Origin of the sequence: Arthrobacter sp. MA-N2 (assembly GCF_000517125.1) — a bacterium.
Taxonomy (GTDB): Bacteria; Actinomycetota; Actinomycetes; order Actinomycetales; family Micrococcaceae; genus Arthrobacter; species Arthrobacter methylotrophus.
Window position 1 is genome coordinate 2,444,886 of record NZ_KI912155.1, and the last position, 19,675, is coordinate 2,464,560.

19 protein-coding genes and 1 pseudogene are annotated in these 19,675 nt (G+C 63.2%); 8 read left to right on the top strand and 12 right to left on the bottom strand.

Going from position 1 to position 19,675, the window contains the following annotated elements:
• The 8 genes from A3M3_RS24880 to A3M3_RS24890 all read right to left on the bottom strand — a co-directional run bounded on the left by A3M3_RS24880 (position 1) and on the right by A3M3_RS24890 (position 8,721).
• Positions 1-831, bottom strand: coding sequence for a glucose 1-dehydrogenase (locus A3M3_RS24880; RefSeq protein ID WP_081736785.1), 831 nt, complete (start codon positions 829-831; stop codon positions 1-3).
• A 41-nt stretch (positions 832-872) separates the two neighbouring features.
• The gene (locus A3M3_RS24885) at positions 873-1,661 is read right to left on the bottom strand and encodes a TetR/AcrR family transcriptional regulator (protein ID WP_051423142.1); all 789 of its coding nucleotides are present in this window, start codon (positions 1,659-1,661) and stop codon (positions 873-875) included.
• 226 nt (positions 1,662-1,887) lie between these two features.
• Positions 1,888-2,130 carry an acyl carrier protein gene (locus tag A3M3_RS0112095; RefSeq protein ID WP_028266550.1) on the bottom strand — a complete coding sequence of 81 codons (243 nt, stop codon included), beginning with the start codon at positions 2,128-2,130 and terminating at the stop codon, positions 1,888-1,890.
• On the bottom strand, positions 2,127-3,491 hold the full coding sequence (locus A3M3_RS0112100; RefSeq protein WP_231497248.1) for a 2-oxo acid dehydrogenase subunit E2: 1,365 nt from the start codon (positions 3,489-3,491) through the stop codon (positions 2,127-2,129). Before A3M3_RS0112100 ends, A3M3_RS0112095 begins: the two co-directional genes overlap by 4 nt.
• A 7-nt stretch (positions 3,492-3,498) precedes the next feature.
• Complete coding sequence (locus A3M3_RS0112105) at positions 3,499-4,479, bottom strand: alpha-ketoacid dehydrogenase subunit beta (RefSeq protein WP_028266552.1); 981 nt, start codon at positions 4,477-4,479, stop codon at positions 3,499-3,501.
• A complete protein-coding gene (pdhA, locus tag A3M3_RS0112110) occupies positions 4,476-5,477 on the bottom strand; it encodes a pyruvate dehydrogenase (acetyl-transferring) E1 component subunit alpha (protein ID WP_051423143.1) in 1,002 nt (333 codons plus the stop codon). Before pdhA ends, A3M3_RS0112105 begins: the two co-directional genes overlap by 4 nt.
• On the bottom strand, positions 5,474-7,318 hold the full coding sequence (gene acsA / locus A3M3_RS0112115) for an acetate--CoA ligase (RefSeq protein ID WP_028266554.1): 1,845 nt from the start codon (positions 7,316-7,318) through the stop codon (positions 5,474-5,476). The genes pdhA and acsA overlap by 4 nt, the downstream gene beginning before the upstream one ends.
• 506 nt (positions 7,319-7,824) lie before the next feature.
• A complete protein-coding gene (locus A3M3_RS24890) occupies positions 7,825-8,721 on the bottom strand; it encodes a prephenate dehydratase (RefSeq protein ID WP_051423144.1) in 897 nt (298 codons plus the stop codon).
• A 287-nt stretch (positions 8,722-9,008) separates the two neighbouring features.
• Between A3M3_RS24890 and A3M3_RS0112130 the strand changes: the two genes are divergently transcribed.
• Together A3M3_RS0112130 and A3M3_RS0112135 are read left to right on the top strand one after the other, a co-directional pair.
• A complete protein-coding gene (locus A3M3_RS0112130) occupies positions 9,009-9,467 on the top strand; it encodes a MarR family winged helix-turn-helix transcriptional regulator (protein WP_028266555.1) in 459 nt (152 codons plus the stop codon).
• Positions 9,464-10,735 carry an MFS transporter gene (locus A3M3_RS0112135; protein ID WP_028266556.1) on the top strand — a complete coding sequence of 424 codons (1,272 nt, stop codon included), beginning with the start codon at positions 9,464-9,466 and terminating at the stop codon, positions 10,733-10,735. Before A3M3_RS0112130 ends, A3M3_RS0112135 begins: the two co-directional genes overlap by 4 nt.
• 2 nt (positions 10,736-10,737) lie before the next feature.
• Here the strand turns inward: A3M3_RS0112135 and A3M3_RS26975 are convergent, their stop codons facing one another.
• The 3 genes from A3M3_RS26975 to A3M3_RS0112150 all read right to left on the bottom strand — a co-directional run bounded on the left by A3M3_RS26975 (position 10,738) and on the right by A3M3_RS0112150 (position 12,844).
• Positions 10,738-11,058 carry a hypothetical protein gene (locus A3M3_RS26975; protein WP_051423145.1) on the bottom strand — a complete coding sequence of 107 codons (321 nt, stop codon included), beginning with the start codon at positions 11,056-11,058 and terminating at the stop codon, positions 10,738-10,740.
• Between the two features lie 130 nt (positions 11,059-11,188).
• Positions 11,189-12,061 carry an SGNH/GDSL hydrolase family protein gene (locus A3M3_RS0112145; RefSeq protein ID WP_028266557.1) on the bottom strand — a complete coding sequence of 291 codons (873 nt, stop codon included), beginning with the start codon at positions 12,059-12,061 and terminating at the stop codon, positions 11,189-11,191.
• 96 nt (positions 12,062-12,157) lie between these two features.
• Positions 12,158-12,844 carry a hypothetical protein gene (locus A3M3_RS0112150; protein WP_028266558.1) on the bottom strand — a complete coding sequence of 229 codons (687 nt, stop codon included), beginning with the start codon at positions 12,842-12,844 and terminating at the stop codon, positions 12,158-12,160.
• 379 nt (positions 12,845-13,223) lie between these two features.
• Between A3M3_RS0112150 and A3M3_RS0112155 the strand changes: the two genes are divergently transcribed.
• On the top strand, positions 13,224-14,414 hold the full coding sequence (locus tag A3M3_RS0112155; RefSeq protein WP_028266559.1) for an acyl-CoA dehydrogenase family protein: 1,191 nt from the start codon (positions 13,224-13,226) through the stop codon (positions 14,412-14,414).
• A gap of 12 nt (positions 14,415-14,426) precedes the next feature.
• Here the strand turns inward: A3M3_RS0112155 and A3M3_RS27470 are convergent.
• Positions 14,427-14,939 (bottom strand): annotated as a pseudogene (locus A3M3_RS27470) (M23 family metallopeptidase); the annotation flags it as partial.
• 432 nt (positions 14,940-15,371) lie between these two features.
• On the opposite strand from A3M3_RS27470, the gene rpsB reads away from it, so the two are divergent.
• From rpsB to A3M3_RS0112180, 5 genes are all read left to right on the top strand, one after another.
• Positions 15,372-16,235 (top strand): 30S ribosomal protein S2, encoded by an 864-nt coding sequence (gene rpsB, locus A3M3_RS0112160; RefSeq protein ID WP_028266560.1) that lies wholly within the window; start codon positions 15,372-15,374, stop codon positions 16,233-16,235.
• 121 nt (positions 16,236-16,356) lie between these two features.
• Positions 16,357-17,193, top strand: coding sequence for a translation elongation factor Ts (gene tsf / locus A3M3_RS0112165; protein WP_028266561.1), 837 nt, complete (start codon positions 16,357-16,359; stop codon positions 17,191-17,193).
• Between the two features lie 159 nt (positions 17,194-17,352).
• Positions 17,353-18,090 (top strand): UMP kinase, encoded by a 738-nt coding sequence (gene pyrH / locus A3M3_RS0112170; RefSeq protein ID WP_028266562.1) that lies wholly within the window; start codon positions 17,353-17,355, stop codon positions 18,088-18,090.
• 101 nt (positions 18,091-18,191) lie between these two features.
• Positions 18,192-18,749: a ribosome recycling factor gene (gene frr / locus A3M3_RS0112175; RefSeq protein ID WP_028266563.1), complete on the top strand. Its 558-nt coding sequence runs from the start codon at positions 18,192-18,194 to the stop codon at positions 18,747-18,749.
• Positions 18,749-19,672 (top strand): phosphatidate cytidylyltransferase, encoded by a 924-nt coding sequence (locus A3M3_RS0112180; RefSeq protein ID WP_028266564.1) that lies wholly within the window; start codon positions 18,749-18,751, stop codon positions 19,670-19,672. The genes frr and A3M3_RS0112180 overlap by 1 nt, the downstream gene beginning before the upstream one ends.
• Positions 19,673-19,675 lie beyond the last annotated feature (3 nt).

Consider the following 19,675-nt stretch of genomic DNA (forward strand, 5'->3'; position numbering starts at 1 on the left):
TCAGGACGATGTGTCGGGCGGCTGCGTGGCCAGGGGCGGGGTCTCTTTGAGCTGGCCCTCCGGCAGGCTGCCCATGACGCCTGTTTCCTGGTCCTCGGGTGGGGTTACGGTCCCTGCGGTGTCGCCACCGTCGATCACGAACTCGGCTCCGGTGACGAAGGATGATTCGTTGGAGGACAGGTACAGGACGAGGTCCGCGACTTCTCCTGGGTGACCCAGGCGGCCAAGTGCCACGTGGCTCATGTCCATCGGCATGTCGGCCGTCATCGGGGTGGAGATGACTCCGGGATGGACGGAGTTGACCCTGATCCCATGGCGGCCCAAGTCCAGTGCGGCGCTCTTGGTCAGTCCGCGTACGCCGAATTTCGAGGCTGTGTATCCGGGGATTTGCTCGTAGCCGCGGATCCCGGCGATCGAGGATATGTTGATGATCGAGCCGCCCCGGGATTGTTTCAGGGCCGGGATCGCGGCCTTGATCCCGTTGAACGTGCCGGTCAGGTTCACGCCGATGACGGTATTCCATTGCTCCAGGGTGTAGTCCTCGATGGAGGCGAAGTTCACGATTCCTGCATTGTTCACCAGAATGCTCAGGCCTCCGAAGGTTTCGACGGCGGCGCTCACCGCTGTCTGCCAGTCCTGCGGGCTGGTCACGTCGAGATGAACGTATAGCGCGCCGGAGCCCATGCGCTCCGCGGTCTCCTTTCCCTCGTCGTCCAGGATGTCGCCTATGACGACCTTTGCCCCTTCGCCGTGCAGCCGCGATGCCACGGCGGCTCCAATGCCGCGAGCACCCCCGCTGACCAAGGCTACTTTGTCAATGACTCGTTCCATGTGATGCTCCTTTGGTTTGGCGCTGGATAGTGGCGGTGCGCTCAGCTGCTGTCTGCTTGGGATGGGGCCTTCGGGGATCCGGTTCCGGGTGTTTGCTCCTCTTGTTGTGTCTGCTGGAGGGCGGAGACGGCGCCGCGGACTAGTGTCAGGTAAGAGTCGTTGGTGTACAGGCCGTGCGTGTAGATCTCCAGGGCCGGCAGTGCCAGACGGAGCAGCATCTGCTGCTGTGACGCGGGCAGCCCGAGGGCCCTTTCGATGTGCGGGGCCATGGTTATCAAGCCCAGTACGGTGGTCGCAGTCAGGACGGCGAGTGCTCGTGGGTCATCGGATGGGCGCATGGTGCCATCGCGGATGCCGGCCCTGATGATCGCTTCGCTCTCATCGACCAGCACGTCTATGAACCGGGGGGCAGCAGGAGTGTTTTCCACCACGACGCGTCCGAGGTAGGCCATCTGGGCCTGATAGTTGCGGGGGTCAGCCTGGTAGGAACGCATGACCTCTCGCATGCCCTCAAGTGTGGCTTTTTCGCGGGCCCACCCCACTACGGCCTCGAGCACGTGGTCGTCGCATGCCCGGCGCAGCCCTTCTTCGTCTCCGAAGAGGGCAAGGATGTCATCGGTAGCGAGGCCTGCGGTACGGGCGATCTCCGCGAGGCCAGGGGTGGCAAAGCCGCTCGCCGCGAAATGAATGACCGCAGTGTCGAGAACTCTCGCCCGCTGGTCATCATCCTGTGGTCCGCCGGATAACGGGGGAGTGCGGATCTGGTCCCCTGCCATCATTGCCGTTCGGGTCAGCAACCGGATCAGTTTGCCCATGAGAACCACGTCCACTTCGCCATATCTTGAACCTAAATCTCCCGTTGTGTTTAGTAGATCCTCCGTCGCGGTACCTCGACAGAGAACAAAGGCCCTGTTCTGCAGCCCACATGACGCTGGCCGGCGGAAGACAGGACAGGAGCCGACTTCGTCATCGACGGCGGCGACACCGCGGGACGAAGACCCCACACGGGGAAACTGAGCCCCGCCGGAGTCCGTCCCGAGGGCTCCGGCGCGGCGCTCAGCCGTGCGCGGCAAGGTATGCGATGAGTCCTTTGATGGTGGCCACCGCGGGATAGTCGCGCTCGGGAATGTTGATGCCGGTGTCCGTGTCGATGGTTTCCACGAGCCGCAGGAAATCGAGGGAATCAAGTTCAAGGTCCTGCCGCAGTCGGGAATCCTCGTCCACGTCCGCCATGTCAACGTCCGGTGCGACTTTGCCGATGGCGGTTTGGGCAGCCATGCGGGCTTCCTGCTCGTTCATAGTTCCTCCGGTTTCTGCAGGAGTTCTTCGATGCGCGCGAGATAGCGGGCACCGCGCATGCCGTCGCTGACCCGGTGGTCGGCAGAGAGGGTGGCAATGACCGCGTGGCGCACCCCGAGCATGCCGTTCTGCGCCCAGGGTTGTTCCATCACTCGGCCGAAGCCGACCATCGCGACTTGCGGGGGGTAAATCACGCCATAGACGCTCTCGACCCCGAGGTCCCCGAGGTTGGTCACGGTGAGGGTGGGATCGGCCATTTCGGCACGCTGCAGGCGACCCGAACGCGCACGGCTGACGAGGTCCCGCAGCTTCTCCATCAGCGTCTCAACGGGCAGTGTGTCGGCGTCGTGGATTGCGGGTGCCACAAGGCCACCCTGGCGAAGTGCCACCGCGACGCCGAGGTGAACCGAGTCGCTCGGCCGGAACCCGTCGTCGTCATAGAAACCGTTCACTTCCGGTACTTCCCTGGCCGCAAGGGCCGCGGCCTTGAGCAGGAGGGCAGAGGGGACGAGCCTGGCGGCCACAGGACGCTCGGCGTTAACGGACTGCATCCAGTCGACGGCAGCCCGCAAATCCAAGGTGGCACTCAGATAGTAGTGCGGGATGGATTTTTTCGAGCGGGACATCAGGGCGCCGATGGCGCGACGGAGGCTGGCCACACGCTCGCCCGCATCCGAAAGCTTCCCCGCGGCCGGTTCTTCCGATGCAGGCTTCGGGGTCGCTTGTGTGGAGGGCGAAGGGCTCTCGGGCGCCGGGGCTTCGGCGCGGTTGACGTCGGCCTCGGTGATGGCGCCCTGCGGGCCGGTGCCGCTGATGGCGGCCAGTTCGACGCCGAGTTCGGCCGCGAGCCGACGGGCGCGGGGGGAAGACCGGACACGGTTTCGGGAGGGGGCGGCGACGGCCTGTTCGACGTCCGCCCGGGTAATTGCCCCGCCCCGGCCGGTGCCGTGGATCTTCACGGTCTCAACCCCCAGCCGGTGCGCGAGGTGCCGGATCGGTGGTGCGATTGAAGCGGCTTCTTTCGGGTGTGGCTCAACAGCTTCCCGGGCAGCCGGTATCGGCGCAGCCGCCTTCGAAAGGCCCGCCTTGGCCGTCGTCTTGGCGACCGGCGCTGCATGGGCTGGGGTAGCAGTCTCTGCCGGGGTCTGTGTGATCCGGGCCAATGGTGTGCCCACCGGGACCGTTTCGCCGATACCGACCAGGAGTTCCGTGACCACGCCTTCCTGGAAGGACTCCACGTCCATGATGGTCTTGTCGGTGTCTACGACGGCTACCAGATCGCCGCGGCGGACGTAATCACCGGGCTTGACCAGCCATTCGACGAGCTTGCCGTGCTCCATGTCGGCCCCGAGAGAAGGCATCAGGAAATCAGGCACGGGTTCCTACCGCCTCGCGGGCCGCGGCAACGATCCGCTCTACGGAGGGCAGAGCGGCCAGTTCCATGTGCTTGGCGTAGGGGATCGGGACCTCGGCGCTGCAGACCCGGCCCACGGGGGCGTCCAGGTCGAAGAACGCGTTCTCGGTGATCCGGGCGCTGATTTCCGCCGAGATGCTCCCGCTGCGCCAGCCTTCGTCCACCACGACTGCCCGGTGCGTCCGCGCCACGGATTGGAGGATCGTGGCGTCGTCGAGCGGCCGGAGCGTGCGCAGGTCCAACACCTCGGCGTCGATGCCTTCGCCCGCGAGCTGCTCTGCTGCGTCGAGAACGACGGGAAGCGTCCCGCCATAGGTGATCAGCGAAATGTCATTACCGGTGCGCCGGACCGCAGCGGTGTCGATGTCCACCGGGCCGGCGTTGTCGTCGAGTTCGCCGGTGACGTTGTAGAGCGAGCCGTGCTCGAAGATCAGTACCGGATCAGGGTCCTCAAGCGCCGTCCACAACATGCCGCGGGCGTCCTCGAGGGTGGCCGGGGCGAGGATGCGAAGCCCGGGGATGTGCGCGTACCAGCCTTCAAGGCTGTGTGAATGCTGGGCACCCAGCTGACGGCCTGCCCCCGTGGTCATCCGGATGACCAGCGGCACGTGGAACTGTCCGCCGGACATGTGCAGCAAGCACGCGGCATTGTTCACTATCTGATCCAGGGCGAGCAGGCTGAAGTTGACGGTCATGATCTCCACGATCGGCCGCATCCCACCGAGCGCAGCGCCGATGCCGGCGCCGACGAAGCCGGACTCGGACAGCGGGGTGTCCCGAATGCGCTCGGGGCCGAATTCCTCCAACAACCCCAGACTCACCGCGAACGATCCGCCGTAAGACCCAACGTCTTCGCCCATCAGGAACACGCCAGGGTCACGCTGCATCGCATCGCGGATCCCAGCCCGGAGGGCCTCCCGGTAGCTGGACTTCATGGCGTCCTCCGGTCGCTGTAGACAAAGCGCGTGAGTTCCTCAATCGGCTCCAGCGTCCCCGTTTCGGCGAAGTCGACGGCGGCGGCGACTTCCGTGTCGGCGGCCGACTCCAGCTGCGCCCACTCTTCCCCGGCAAGCTGGCCCGCCGCTTCCATGCTCCTGCGGAGCAGGGTGATCGGGTCCCGCTCCTGCCACTTCAGGACTTCGGCCTTCTCACGGTACAGTTCGGGGTCGAACATCGAGTGGGCGCGGAAACGGTAAGTGCGCATTTCCAGGAAGTGCGGGCCGCCGCCTGAGCGCACGGCGTCCACGGCGCGGCGGGCCGCTTCCTCGACTGCGAGGACGTCCATTCCGTCCACGGCCCAGGCCGAGATCTCGTAGCCGGCAGCCTTGAGGGCGATATCTGTCTGTGATTCCGAGCGGCCCAACGCAGTACCCATGGCGTAGAGGTTGTTTTCGCAACAGAACAGCACTGGAAGCTGCCAGAGAGCGGCAAGATTGAGGCTTTCGTGGAACTCGCCTTCCGCCACGGCGCCATCGCCGAAGAAGCACACTGTGACGTTGGAGCGTCCGGCCATCTTGTCCGCCAGGGCGAGCCCGACGGCGAGTGGCAGCCCGCCCGCCACGATCGCGTTTCCTCCGTAGAAGTGCGTGGCGGCGTCGAAGAGGTGCATCGAGCCGCCGCGGCCGCGGCAGCAACCTTCCAGGCAGCCGTACATTTCAGCCAGGATCGCCCCCGCTTCGACGCCGCGGAGCAGGGCATGGCCGTGTTCCCGGTAGGTGGCGACGACGGCGTCTTCCGGGGACAGGGTATCCAGGACGCCCGCCGCCACGGCTTCCTCTCCGATGTAGACATGCAGGAACCCGCGGATCTTCGCGGCACTATAGAGCTCGACGCACTTTTCCTCGAGCTTGCGTATCCGGAGCATCTGCAGCAGCAGGTGCCGGCCGTGCTCTGGATCCAGGCCGTGGTGCGCCGGGGACAGGGGGCCGGTCACTTCCGGTCCTCAGCTGAGGCATTCTGAGGGGAGGCTTCGGGAGAGGACTCGATGGTTGAGGTGTCGCCCTCAGGCAGGCCAAGTTCGCGGGCTTTGAGCAGGCGTCGGAGGATCTTGCCGCTGCGAGTCTTGGGCAGCGCGGTAGTGAAGTCCAGCAACCGCGGCGCCACCGCCGGACCCAGTCGTTTGCGGGCGAAACCAATGATGTCCATTCGCGTGGCTTCGGAAGGTTCCCAGCCATGACGGAGTTCCACGAAGGCCTTGACAACCTCTCCGGCCACCGGATCGGGGACGCCGATTACTCCGGCCTCAGCCACGGCCTCGTGCTCCATCAGGGAACTTTCCACTTCAAACGGGCCGATCAGATGCCCCGAGGACTTGATCACGTCGTCGCCCCGTCCGACAAACCAGTAGTACCCGTCGGCGTCCCTTTTCGCGAGGTCCCCGGTGAGGTACCAGCCCCCTACGAAACAACGGCGGTAGCGCTCGTCCTCGTGCAGGTATCCCCGGAACATCGAAGGCCAGCCGGGCCGGAGTGCCAGTTCGCCCACTGTGTCAGGCTCCGTCACGAGAACCGCCTCGCCATCCCGGACAACCGGCTCGTCCTGGTCATCGCGCTCCACCAAGGCAGCTTCGACGCCGGGCAGTGGCCGTCCCATTGAACCGGGCCGGATCTCCGTGGATGCGAAGTTGGAAATCATGATCCCGCCCGTTTCGGTCTGCCACCAGTTGTCGTGCACCGGTTGGCCGAAGGCCTCCTGCCCCCACACCACGACCTCCGGGTTGAGCGGTTCGCCCACGCTGGCGACGAAGCGCAGGGCAGACAAATCGTGGCCCTCGGCGCGCTCCGCGCCGGCCTTCATCAGCATGCGCAGAGCAGTAGGGGCCGTGTACCAGACAGTCACATGCTGTTCCGCGAGGATCCGGTACCACCGGTCCGCGTCCATCTCCTCCTCGTCCACGATGCTCGTCACCCCGTGCGAGAGCGGCGCGATCACACCATAAGAGGTGCCGGTGACCCAACCGGGATCAGCCGTGCACCAGTAGACATCCCCGGGATGCAGGTCCAATGCAAAGCTGCCGGTTGCATAGTGGGCGGTGACGGCGTCGTGCACGTGGATGGCCCCTTTGGGTGTCCCTGTCGTGCCACTCGTGAAGTGCAGCAGAGCCATATCCTCGGCCTGCGTCGCGGCAATCTCCCCGTCCGGCGCGGCTTCCCGCATCAGGGCGGCGAGGTCAAGGGTGCCCGGTTCCGGGTCGCCGTCGGCGTCGGTTAGCAGGACATGTCCTAGTTGCGGGAGCGAGTCGCGAATCTGCGCGATCTTCCTGCGGTACAGCTGCCGCGTCGTGACCAGAGCCCGGCCCGATCCCAAGTGCAGCCGCTGACGGACCGGGTCGGGGCCGAACGCTGAGAACAGCGGACAGAAAACGCTGGCGTTCTTGAATGTGCCCAGCACTGCTATGTAAAGGGCCGGACTTCGGCCGATCAGCGAGAAGACACGCTCCCCGCGTCCGATTCCCAAGCTTCGCAGCACGCCGGCAAAGCGGTTGGTCTGCCCAGCAAGCTGCGCGAAGCTGATGGAATGGGTGCTGCCGTCGGCACGGACGAAACGAAGTGCCTCGCGGCCGGCGTGCTCACCCGCGGCGTGGCGGTCCACCGCCTCGTAGGCGATGTTGATGCCCCGTCCACCGGGCAGCCCAGTCATGGTGCGCCGGGCTTGATCCCAAGAGAAACGGGCGCACGCCGCCTCGTAATCCACCAGATTCGGCGGAACAGGAAAACCGGAGATGTCCTTGGAAATCGTGGGCCACCGGGTGGATGGTTCGGTCCCTGCAGTCATGGTTACATCGGACTCCGGCCCTGCCGTGCTGCCCAGAGTCGAAAGTCCCGCACAGGTGGCCCGGAGCAAGATTCGCCCACTACACCGATTTCGCCGAGAGCTCGGCCGTTGCGCTGGACAGCGACGACGGGCCCGGTGCTCCCGGCAGCACGGGGCCAGCCAGGTGGCACGACGATGGGCCGAAACCCGCGGCCAAGTCATCGATTCGACCATGCACTTGTCCACCGGCATGCTTCGAATAGTCGAGGATGAAGCCTCGAACTCGGTTGAAATTCGGGCACACGTGGCTTGTGCAGGAACACGTGGTTGTGCACACCGAAGAAGGCGGCACAATGGACGTGCTGAAGGGCCAGCACCCCACACTTGGACCACTTGAAGCCGGACGGGTCGGAATCTTCTAGATGATTGCTGTCAGCCACCCGATCGCAGAAGAATTCGGGCGGTCCAAAAGGTTCGCCGCGAGCTCGCGACACGGCATGGCGGCGACGGTTCGCCCAGGGGCTTTTTCAGGACAGGAAATCCGTGCTGCCCTTGGTCCGTCCGGCGTCAGGAATAGTGCGGGACTTGGCCCGGTAGGGAGAAGCGGGATAGACGCCGAGCAATCTCAGCTCGTCGGTGAAGAATTCGAGTTCCTCAAGCGCCAAGCGTACTGAATCATCGCTCGGAGACCCCTCGACGTCGGCCATGAAAGTAGTTGCGGCGAATTCATTTCCAACCATGTAGCTTTCAAGACGCGTCATGTTCACGCCGTTCGTAGCGAAGCCGCCCAGAGCTTTATACAAGGCGGAAGGCACGTTTCTGACCCGGAACAGGAAGCTTGTCATAACCGGCCCCTGGTTCTCTTCGGGGGAATGTTCTCGGCGTTCCTTCGAGAGGACAACGAAGCGGGTCGTGTTACTCGGGTCGTCCTCAACGTCTGTCGCTAGCACCTGAAGGCCGTAGATGTTCGCGGCGAGCGGAGGAGCCAGGGATACCTTGGAAGGGTCATTCCAATCGCGAACCTCCCGCGCCGAACCCGCGGTGTCGCCAGCCACTACGGGTTTCAGCCCCATCGATCGAATCAGCTTTCGGCACTGGCCCAGCGCGTGCACATGACTGTGAACTTCACGCGCCTGTTCGATTTTGCTTCCGGGGATCCCCAGCAGGTGGAAGCGGATGCGGAGGAAGTGCTCACCAACGATGTGGAGTCCGGATTCCGGGAGAAGGACATGGATGTCCGCGACCCGTCCTGCGATTGAATTTTCAATCGGAATCATCGCGAGATCCGCTTCTCCACTCTTGACCAAGTCCAAGGTGTCCTCGAAGCTGGGGCAAGGCACCGATTCCAGATCCGGGAACATCTGCATGCAGGCGATGTTTGAATTTGCGCCCGGTTCTCCTTGGTATGCGACCTTACGAGACATAAATCAGATACTTCCACTCTCTTGGTATGCCGGAAATAGGGTGCGGTTGGCACCAAATATGGCAGGGTCACCGGGCAGAGCTCCGCCTCGGGGCCGCGATCAGGCCAGTCTTTCCCACGACCTTCTCGAGATTACCGGTATCAGGGCAGGGGTGGGGCCGCTTCGGCCGCCGGCGACCCGTCATGGCCTCCATAACCATCTTCATGACTTTCACGAATAGACCAGAATATGTTTAGCATTGCTAATTAGCGTCGCTAACCATGGCGTCTTGCGGCTCGGGAGGATCTATGACCAAGGCCAAAGCGGATTTCACTCACCCCGGGGAGGGTATACGCCCGGATGTCCTAGCGATCGAGCTGCGGACTGCCGTGATGCGCACATCACGGCGGCTCCGGATCGAGGCCAGCGGTGATGTACTGACGCCGGGGCAGTACACGGTCCTGGCCCATCTTCGGAGCGGGTCCCAGACGCTCCGCCAGCTGGCGGAGCGGGAGCATGTCCAGGCGCCGTCAATGACCCGGATCGTCAATTCGCTGACCGACAAGGGATTTGTTTCGCGTTCGGCGGATCCCGTGGATGGCCGCCAGATCCAGATCCGGATCACTTCAGCCGGCGAGGAAGTCCTGGAGGAGGCCCGGAGCCAGCGGACCGCCTGGCTGGCTCAGCGGGTTGCGGGACTCAGCGAGGAAGAGCGCCGGACGCTGAGCCAAGCGGCGCACATCCTGCAGGAGATGAGCGCAAGATGAGCGCCATGTTCCGGGCACTGGAGAACCGCAACTACCGGTTGTGGGCGTCCGGGGCATTGGTGTCCAACATCGGCACGTGGATGCAGCGGGTCGCTCAGGACTGGCTGGTGCTGACGGTCCTGACCGATCATTCCGGTACGGCCGTCGGTATCACGACGGGGCTGCAGTTCCTCCCGATGCTTTTGCTCGGACCGTATGGGGGTGTGTTTGCGGACCGGTACCGGAAGCTGGTGATCCTGCGCTGGACGCAGTCGGCCATGGGCTTGTGTGGATTGCTGGTTGGGCTTCTGGTCCTGACCGGCTCGGCGCAGTTGTGGCAGGTGTATGTGGCTGCTTTGTGCCTTGGGGTGACCGGCGCCATTGACGGGCCGGCACGCCAGGCTTTTGTCTCCGAGCTCGTGGGGCAGGAACATGTTGCAAACGCCGTGGCACTCAACTCTGCCTCCTTCAATACCGCCCGGCTCACCGGACCAGCCATTGCCGGGGTGCTGATTGCCTGGATCGGCACGGGACCGGTCTTCCTGCTCAACGCGGCCAGTTTCGCCGCTGTCATCGTGTCCTTGTGGCGCATTCGGCCGTCCGCCCTGTTCCCGGCGGTGCCGGCAGGCAACGGGAAACATCCGGTTCTCGAGGGCTTCGGCTACGTCAGCAGGCGCCCGGATCTCATACTCATCCTTTGCATGGTCGGGATTCTGGGAGCCTTCGGCATGAACTTCCCGGTGACCAATGCGCTCATGTCCACCACGGAGTTCGGCATGGGCCCGGGGGAGTTCGGCCTGTTGGGCTCCATCATGGCGGTAGGGACGCTCGCCGGGGCGTTGCTGGCAGCCCGAAGGTCCGGCCCGCGGATGCGCTTCCTGCTGGGCGGGGCCATCTGTTTGGGTTTCTTCACCCTCGTTGGCAGTGCGTCCCCGTCGTTCTGGTTCTACGCGGTGTCCCTGATTCCAGTCGGCATCGGATCGATGACTTTCCTGAACAGCTGCAATACGAGCATCCAACTCTCGGCCGAGCCACAATTCCGGGGACGTGTGCTGGCGCTGTATATGGCCGTTATGCAGGGCGGGACTGCTGTCGGGGCTCCGCTCATGGGGTGGATCGGCACTGAATTCGGTGCGCGCTGGGCCGTGGCAGTGGGCGGAACGGTCGTCCTGCTGACGGCCTTGTGCTCGGTGATCGTGGTCAGCCGGAGCAGGAGCCTGACCTTCCGGAGCCAAATCCGGAAGGTCATCGTTCGAAAGGTACGCGGCTCGGCCGAAGGCAGCAACTGATCTTAATGGGCCTTATCCGGCCAAGCTGCAGCGCGCATTCCAGGCGGGGCTTTCCTGATAACGGGCAAGGGCGCTGTGTCGAAGAACCGATATTCGCCCGCGGGAACACGGATTGTTCCCGCGGCCTCCGCTTTCTCGCGGATAAAATCGTGGTCGTCCCGGGAGACGACAACCTGACCACGCGGGTCGCACTCAATGTCGCCGTGCGCGCCCTTGCTGAACTTGGCCGACATGGCGGGCGGCAGGACAACGCATGCCGGATTTTCAAGTAGCCATGTTCGGGTTCCGGAATCGAGCCGGTCCCATTCGTCCTTGATGCTCACGCTGGTGAATACCGCCTTCCTGCAAGGCCTTCCCGAAAGTGAATTCTGTTTAGACTACGCCTGAGGTCAAGCAGATGACAGGAATTCTTCGGCGAGAGGAAGTAGATCTGCCGCGCAGAAGAGCTCGCCATTAGCTTTCGGGATCGTTTCCGACGAACGTACCGGGCGGCATCCAGGTGCCAAACACAGGGCCTGGATCCGGCCGCTTTGCGTGCCGCCCGTCGTCGGGGATCCCTTTTTTGATACGTTGCAGGACCCACGGGAACAGGTGCTCCCGTGCCCAGACAATGTCATCGGCCCTTGCCTCGCGCCAGGTGCGCCCGGCCAGGTCTTTCGGTGTCATCGGCTCCAAGGTGTGGGGAACGTTGAGGGTATCGAGCACCATGATGGCGATGGTGTGCTGGCCCAGTGGGGAGAAATGCAGCCGGTCCGGATCCCACATTCGTGGGTGGGTGAGTTGGCGCAGCGCCCAGAGATCGGCGATGACCGCATCGTGGCGCGCGGCGATCGTGCGCAAGTTCTCGTTGAAGATGGCGACTTTGGTGCGGGTCCGTCCCAACACCGGCGTAGCGCCCCAGTCCGGGCCGGCGAACAACACAACGGTTGCACCGGTAGAGGCCAGGAGTTCCACGCCGGCGTCCATCCGGGCGGCAAGTTTGTCGGGATCGCTTCTGTGGAAGATCAAGTCATTGCCACCGGCATTGACAGTGATCAGATCCGGTTTCAGGGCCAGGGCCGGGCCGACCTGCTCATCGAGGATCTGGTGGAGCAACCGTCCACGGATCGCCAAGTTCGCGTAGGCGAAATCTTCGTGTCCGGCACTCAGTTCTTCCGCTACCCGGTCTGCCCAGCCCCGCAGACCCCCCGGGCTCCGCGGTTCCGGGTCTCCCACGCCTTCCGTGAACGAATCCCCTAGGGCCACATAACGGCTCCACGGGTGCAGGCCGGCCCCGAAGCCAGCGGAGCCACCCTCCGCCGGACTGTCGGCGCTGGGAGCGTTCATCCCTCCATAGTGCCCCTACCCGGCCGAACGCGCCATGGGGGCGACGGGGCGGGTCGCACGGTGATTTCGGGTTGCCCCTGCAGGGGCGGCGTGACGTTACTTGCCGTCCTGCGAATCCTGCTTGTCCTCGTCACCGCCGCCCGGGTTGGAGGTGAAGATCAACTGCCGGTCCGCCTGCGCGTCAAGCATGAAGGAGTTCTTAAACCGCGGAGCGGAGGCCGGAACCTGGGTGTTGGAGTCCGGGTCCGTGAGGCCAAGCGTGGTTGTCTTTCCAGCCTGGGGACCATTGGCTGCGGTAGCCGTAGCGCTGTCGCCGAAGACGGGCGTCAGTTTGGCGGTGGTGCCTTCCAACGCTACGGAATAGGCGGCCGGGCCGGAAGTATCAGCCGGCGCTGAAGCGCTGACCAGGATCTTCCCGTTCACGACAGATACGGCATCGGTGCCACCACCGTGGGTGAGGCCCGAATATGTGTACGTAGTCAGCGGCTTCGCCGGGTCCGGGCTGAGGGTTGAGAAGCTTGAGTTGCCATCCTCGCTGGCGGTGAGGAGAAGACGGTGGTGTTCCGGATCAGCCGTAAGACCATCAACCTTGCCCGTGACTTGCCAGGACTTGCCGGGTTTTCGGTCGACGCTGAACTGCTGAACGGTGCTGGCTGTGGCGCCGTTCGCGGAGGCCTCGCCCAAGGGACCAACGTCATTATGGAACGAGACGTACACGGAGTCGCCCATCCGCGTGATGTCGTCAGGTGCTGACTCAGCGCCGACCGGGGAAAACGTCTTCACAGTGAATCCGGCGGCCGGGGCCTGTGCTTCGCTCTCCTCAACAGCGGATGCCGGCAGGGCAACGGAGGCAAGAGTGAAGGCAGCAAGGCCGCTCCCACTAATACCACGGAGGTGCGCTTGGGCTTGTTGGGTGTAACAGGCATTGAAAATCGTCCTTGGATTGGGGAAACGATGTCCCTGCCAAGCTATGGATGCGGGCCGGGAGGGAGCCGCGTAAAGGGCAAACACACGGAAACCCGGAGGTTAACGGGGATTGTTTCAGCCGCGGACCATGGCACTTCCCAGGATGCCCTCTGCCATTCCTGATGCATCTGGTTGCTTGTGTGGAGGGCTGCCATTGCTGTATGTTACTCACCAGTAACTTACGCAAAGGAGTGCCATGTCCAAGCTAGCAATCGACCTTGAGAACCTCCCGTACGCCGATGGTGACTTCTATGGCTTTGAGCAGCTGCTCACGGGCAAGGAACAGGACCGGCTGGCCGAGATTCGGGCTTTCATTTCCCGTGAGGTCAAGCCGATTGCCGTGGATTGCTGGAACCGTGGGGAGTTCCCTATGGACCTGATCCCCAAGCTGGCCGAGATCGATCTGGTCAGCCCGGTAAGGCGGCAGGGCTATTCCAATGTGTTCGCAGGCCTCGTCCATGCTGAGGCAACCCGCGCCGATGCCTCCATTGCCACGTTCATGGGCGTTCACGACGGCTTGTTCACCGGTTGCATCGAGGCATTGGCATCTCAAGAGCAACAGGATGCCTGGCTGCCGGACATTTACGCCCTCAAGAAGATCGGCGCCTTTGGACTTACCGAGCCCTTGGGAGGTTTGGACGTCGCAGGCGGGACCCGGACCACTGCGCGCCGCGAAGGAGACAACTGGATCCTCAATGGAGCCAAGCGCTGGATCGGCAATGCCACCTTCTCTGACTGGGTAGTGGTTTTCGCACGCGACGTCGCAGACAGCCAGGTCAAGGGCTTCCTGGTGGACACGAGCGTGTCGGGATTCAAAGCCAGCAAGATCGAGAACAAGATTTCGCTGCGGACCGTCCAAAACGCCGATATCACGCTCGCAAACGTGGTGGTCCCGGACTTCTTCAAGCTGGCCAACGCCAATAGCTTCAGGGATACCAACAAGGTCCTCAAAGTCACGCGGCTCTCGGTCGCGTGGCAGGCTGTGGGGCAGCAGCTTGCAGCGTTCGACGTTGCTCGCCGCTACGCCGTTGAACGGACGCAGTTTGGGAGGCCCTTGGCTTCGTTCCAATTGGTGCAGCAACAGTTGGTGCAGATCCTGGGCAACACAGTCGCCTCCATGGGCATGATGGTCCGCCTGGCCCAGCTTGAGGATGCCGGACTGGCCAAGGATGAGCAATCCGCGTTGGCGAAAGCCTTCACCACGGCGCGCATGCGAGAAAGTGTCGCACTGGGCCGGGGCATCCTGGGCGGCAACGGTATTGTCACTGACTATGAGATGGCCAAGATCTTCGCCGATGCCGAGGCGATCTATTCCTACGAGGGCACCCACGAAATCAACACCCTCGTCACGGGGCGGGCCATCACGGGGATTTCGGCCATCGTCTGACGACGGCAGCTCTATTGGCAGCAACACCGACGGCCGAAGATCCGTGACGAAGGCAAGCGGGTTGACGTAGTCTTCCCCGCGCCGCACACCCCAGTGGATGCACGGCGACGCGGAGCAATGGCCCATTTTCACCGCCCCGATCGCTTGACCTTTGTTGACCGTAGCGCCCTCTTTGAGTTCGCTGCTCACGGGCTCAAAGCTGCTCCGTAGCCCGCTTCCGTGGTCGATGGTGATCACCGGCCGATCCACCACGACGCCCACGAAGCTCACGGTTCCGCCGGAAGGAGCGGCGACCGTGGCGCCGTCGATGGCTGCTTGCAAATCCACGCCGCGGTGCCCGCTTTGCCAGGGCTTGTCCGGTGGATCGAAACTACGCATGACCGTGGGCCTGGGGGATAGCGGCCACACCCAGTCCGGGCGAGTGCTGGTTGAAGCGGCTGAGCCGGAATTCGGCGCAGCACCGGCGGGTGTTGCACCCAACGCCAGAGTCACGAGTAGATGGGCTAGGAGGCTTACCATTCTCATGGATCAAGCCTTGGTCAGCTCCGTGGGTACCGAAAGTGGCACGTTTGGCTATGTGGAAAAACGGAGCGAAAACAGCGGGAACATCGAAGTTAAACCTCATGCATCGCGGTCATGAGGCTGAAGGCGCTGTAGTACACTTGGTGGAGCAGTCTGCTGTGCCCTCAAGCTTGTTCAGAAGCGCTTCTCATTCAGTTGCGCGGGGGCTCCGGACTGACTACGCGTATCCAACCCTCCAATTGCGAATCCCCATGGATTCAACGCTGCGGAGGATTGTGCCTCTTGCGGTCCGGCGAGTCATTGGCCGGATGAGAAGTGCAATGGATGCCAGGAGCCAAGGCCCGTTCGGGTCCGGCTATTAACCGTCAACTATTGGCAGGGTAAGAGCGGCCCGTGTGGCTCTCTCATGAATGACCTGCCGGAAGGAGCGTCGGCATGCCCGTCGTAACTATGCGCCAGCTGCTTGACAGCGGCGTCCACTTTGGACACCAGACCCGTCGTTGGAACCCGAAGATGAAGCGATTTATCTTCACGGAGCGCAACGGCATCTACATCATCGACCTTCAGCAGTCGCTGTCCTACATCGACCGCGCCTTCGAGTTCGTCAAGGCTACTGTCGCCCACGGCGGCACCGTCCTGTTCGTCGGCACCAAGAAGCAGGCCCAGGAAGCAATTGCTGAGCAGGCTACCCGTGTTGGCCAGCCGTACGTCAACCAGCGTTGGTTGGGCGGTATGCTCACCAACTTCCAGACCGTTGCCAAGCGCATCCAGCGCATGAAGGAACTCGAAGAGATCAACTTCGAGGACGTCGCAGGCTCGGGTTACACCAAGAAGGAGCTCCTGCTCCTCAAGCGTGAACTCACCAAGCTGGAAACCAACCTCGGTGGTATCCGCAACCTGACCAAGGCTCCTTCCGTTCTGTGGGTTGTTGACACGAAGAAGGAACACCTGGCTGTTGACGAAGCCAAGAAGCTGAACATCCCGGTTGTTGCCATCCTGGACACCAACTGCGACCCCGACGAAGTTGACTTCCCGATCCCGGGCAACGACGACGCCATCCGCTCCGTAAACCTGCTGACCCGCGTGGTTGCCGACGCTGTTGCCGAGGGCCTCATCGCTCGTAACCAGCGCGCAACCGGTGCTGCAGAGGCACCGGAAGAGCCGCTGGCTGAGTGGGAGCGCGAGCTCCTCGAAGGCAGCAAGGCCGAAGCCCCGGCTGCCGAGGCTGCTGAAGCCCCGGCCGCCGAAGCTCCGGCTGCTGCTGAAGCACCGGCCGGCGAAGCCGAAGCAGACAAGTAAATCCGGACCTTCCCGACGCCGGATATCGGCGCAGGGAACTACTGACAGGATGGCGGCCCACACGGTGGGCTGCCGTCCTGTCAGTCCGTAAACACATAAATTTCTAGACAGAGGGGTTCACATGGCGAACTACACTGCTGCTGACATCAAGGCCCTGCGCGAGCGCACCGGCGCCGGCATGATGGACGTCAAGAAGGCTCTTGACGAGGCCAACGGCGACGCCGAGAAGGCCATCGAGATCATTCGCATCAAGGGTCTCAAGGGCGCTACCAAGCGTGAAGGCCGCTCCACCGCGGAAGGCCTGGTTGCAGCCAAGGTCACGGGCGGCGTCGGCGTAATGATCGAGGTCAACTGCGAGACCGACTTCGTCGCGAAGGCTGACAAATTCATCCAGCTGGCCGACAAGGTCCTGGCCGTCGCTGTCGAGTCCGGTGCTGCCGACCTCGAGACCCTGCTGGCCATCGACGTCGACGGCAAGCCCCTTTCCGAGGTTGTCGTCGAAGAAGGCGCCGTCCTCGGCGAGAAGGTTGTTGTCCGCCGCATCGCCCGCATTGAAGGCGGCACGGTTGACGCTTACCTGCACAAGACCTCCAAGGACCTCCCGGCCCAGGTCGGCGTCCTGTTCGCCGTCGAGGGCGAGGGCGACGCCGCTGCTACCGCAGCCCACGACGTCGCAGTCCACGTTGCAGCCATGGCTCCAAACTACCTGAGCCGCGAAGACGTCCCGGCTGAACTGGTCGAGTCCGAGCGTCGCATCGCCGAAGAGACCGCCAAGGCCGAAGGCAAACCGGAAGCCGCCCTTTCGAAGATCGTGGAAGGCCGCGTGACGGGCTTCTACAAGGGTGAGGTTCTCTTGGACCAGGCATTCGCCAAGGACTCCAAGAAGACCGTTGCACAGGTCCTGGAAGAGGCTGGCGTCAAGGCAACTGCAGTTGCCCGCTTCCGCGTCGGAAACTAGTCAGATTTAAAAAGGGGCGGCCACCGCGGTGGCCGCCCCTTTTGCATGCAACGGCCCGTGCGCCCGGCAGGCACGCGCCGAGCGTATCTACAGTGAGCAGCTTTCTGCCGCGCCCCTCAGCAAGATAATCTAGCCAGAGTCCATCAACGGGAAGGCACCATGGAAACCGAGAACACTGCAATCCAGCCCGGGAAGTCCCGACGCCGCGTGCTGCTGAAGCTGTCCGGCGAGGTCATTGGCGGCGGAAAGCTCGGTGTAGACCCGGAAACCGTCCGCGCTATCGCCAAGCAGATTGCCGCAGCCGTTTCCGAAGTCGAGGTGGCAATCGTGGTCGGCGGCGGCAACTTCTTCCGGGGAGCCGAATTGTCCCAGAGCGGCATGGACCGCTCGCGAGCCGACTATATGGGCATGCTCGGCACGGTGATGAACTGTCTGGCCCTTCAGGACTTCCTGGAGCAAGCGGGCGTTGAGACCCGCGTCCAGAGCGCCATCACCATGGGCCAGGTGGCTGAGGCCTACATTCCGCGCCGCGCCATCCGCCACATGGAGAAGGGCCGCGTTGTTATCTTTGGTGCGGGCGCAGGTCTTCCTTATTTCTCCACTGACACCGTGGCCGCCCAGCGCGCGCTCGAAGTGCACGCCGACGTCGTCCTGATGGCAAAGAGCGGTGTGGACGGCGTCTACACGGCGGATCCCAAGAAGGATCCCTCGGCCGAGAAGCTCGAAAGGCTCAGCTACGACGACGCATTGCGCCGTGACATCCGCGTCATGGACCAGACCGCCATGACCATGTGCAAGGACAACGATTTGTCCATGGTGGTCTTCGGTATGGAAGGCGAAGGGAACGTCACCCGCGCCATCCTCGGCGAAAAACTGGGCACCCTGGTCACTCCCTAGCAAGGGCTAGGATATTTCTAGGACTCTTCCGCCTGCAGGGGCGGAAATTTATTGTGCATCGCGGCCCGTGGACGGGGCGCGACTATTTCTGAGGAGAAACCGTGATCGAAGAAACCTTGCTCGAAGCCGGGGAAAAGATGGACAAGGCGGTTGAGGTGGCCAAGGAGGATTTCGCGACCATCCGTACTGGTCGCGCCAACCCCGGGCTCTACAGCAAGGTGATCGTGGAATATTACGGCACCCCCACACCGCTGCAGCAGCTGGCTTCGTTCGCAATTCCGGACGCCAGGACCATTCTCATCACCCCTTATGACAAGACCGCACTGCGCGATATCGAAAGGGCCTTGAGCGATTCCGAGGTGGGTGCGAACCCATCCAACGACGGCAACGTCATCCGGATCACCATCCCCGAGCTGACCCAGGAACGCCGCAAGGAGTACGTCAAGATCGTCAAAGGCAAGGGCGAAGACGCAAAGGTTACCATCCGCAGCATCCGACGCAAAGCCAAAGACTCCCTGGACAAGCTCGTCAAGGACGGGGAAGCCGGCGAAGACGAAGGTGCCCGTGGCGAAAAGGAACTCGACGCCCTCACCAAGGCACACGTCGACGGTATCGACGAGCTTCTCAAGCGCAAGGAAGCCGAGCTGCTCGAGGTCTGATGAGCGAGGCTGAGCCGGCGCCCGCGCGGGGAATTCCCACACGCGCCAGGCGCCAACGCGGCAACCCGACGCCCAAGGCCGGCCGGAATCTTCCGGCGGCCATCGGCGTCGGGCTTGCCATGCTCGTTGCGGTTCTCGGGGGGCTGCTGTTCCTGCCGTTGGGCTTCGTTCTCTTGACGACGGCCTTCGCGGTGCTCGGGGTGTGGGAGATTTTCCGGGCTCTGGAAGGCCAAGGAACGCGGATGCCGATTGTCCCCGTGCTGGTTGGCACGGTGGCCATGCCGCTGGCAGCCTACTTCGGCGGTCCCGAAAGCCTGCTTTTTGCGATGGTGCTCAGCAGCACGGCCGTCTTGCTGTGGCGCTCGCTTGAAAGCGCAGCCGGGGCGCCCCGCAGCGTCTTTGCGGGAATTTTCACACTTGCCTGGGTCCCCTTTCTGATCAGCTTCGCCATCTTGCCCCTCCATGTGGGCGGGGGAGCGACGACGGCGGGTCCCTGGCCCGGTGGACAAGTTCCGGCAGGCGCCTGGCAGATTGCCGTGATGTTCTTGCTGGTGGTATCCAATGACACTTTTGGTTATCTCGTGGGCGCATTGTTCGGCAAGCACCCGATGGCTCCCAAGATCAGCCCCAAGAAGACATGGGAGGGTTTCGGAGGCTCGGTGGGCGGTGCCGTGGTCATCGGTGTCCTTGCCAGCATTTTCGTCCTGGGTAGGCCGTGGTGGGTTGGCGTGGTTCTTGCCGTCGGAATGGTCGCGGCGGCCACCGCAGGCGACCTCGCTGAATCAATGGTCAAGCGGGAGCTTGGCGTCAAGGACATGAGCAGCATTCTCCCCGGGCATGGCGGGGTCATGGACCGCCTGGACTCGATCGTCTTCGCGGCTCCCACAGCATTTATTCTTTTCGCGCTGTTGAGCGGCGCCTGACAA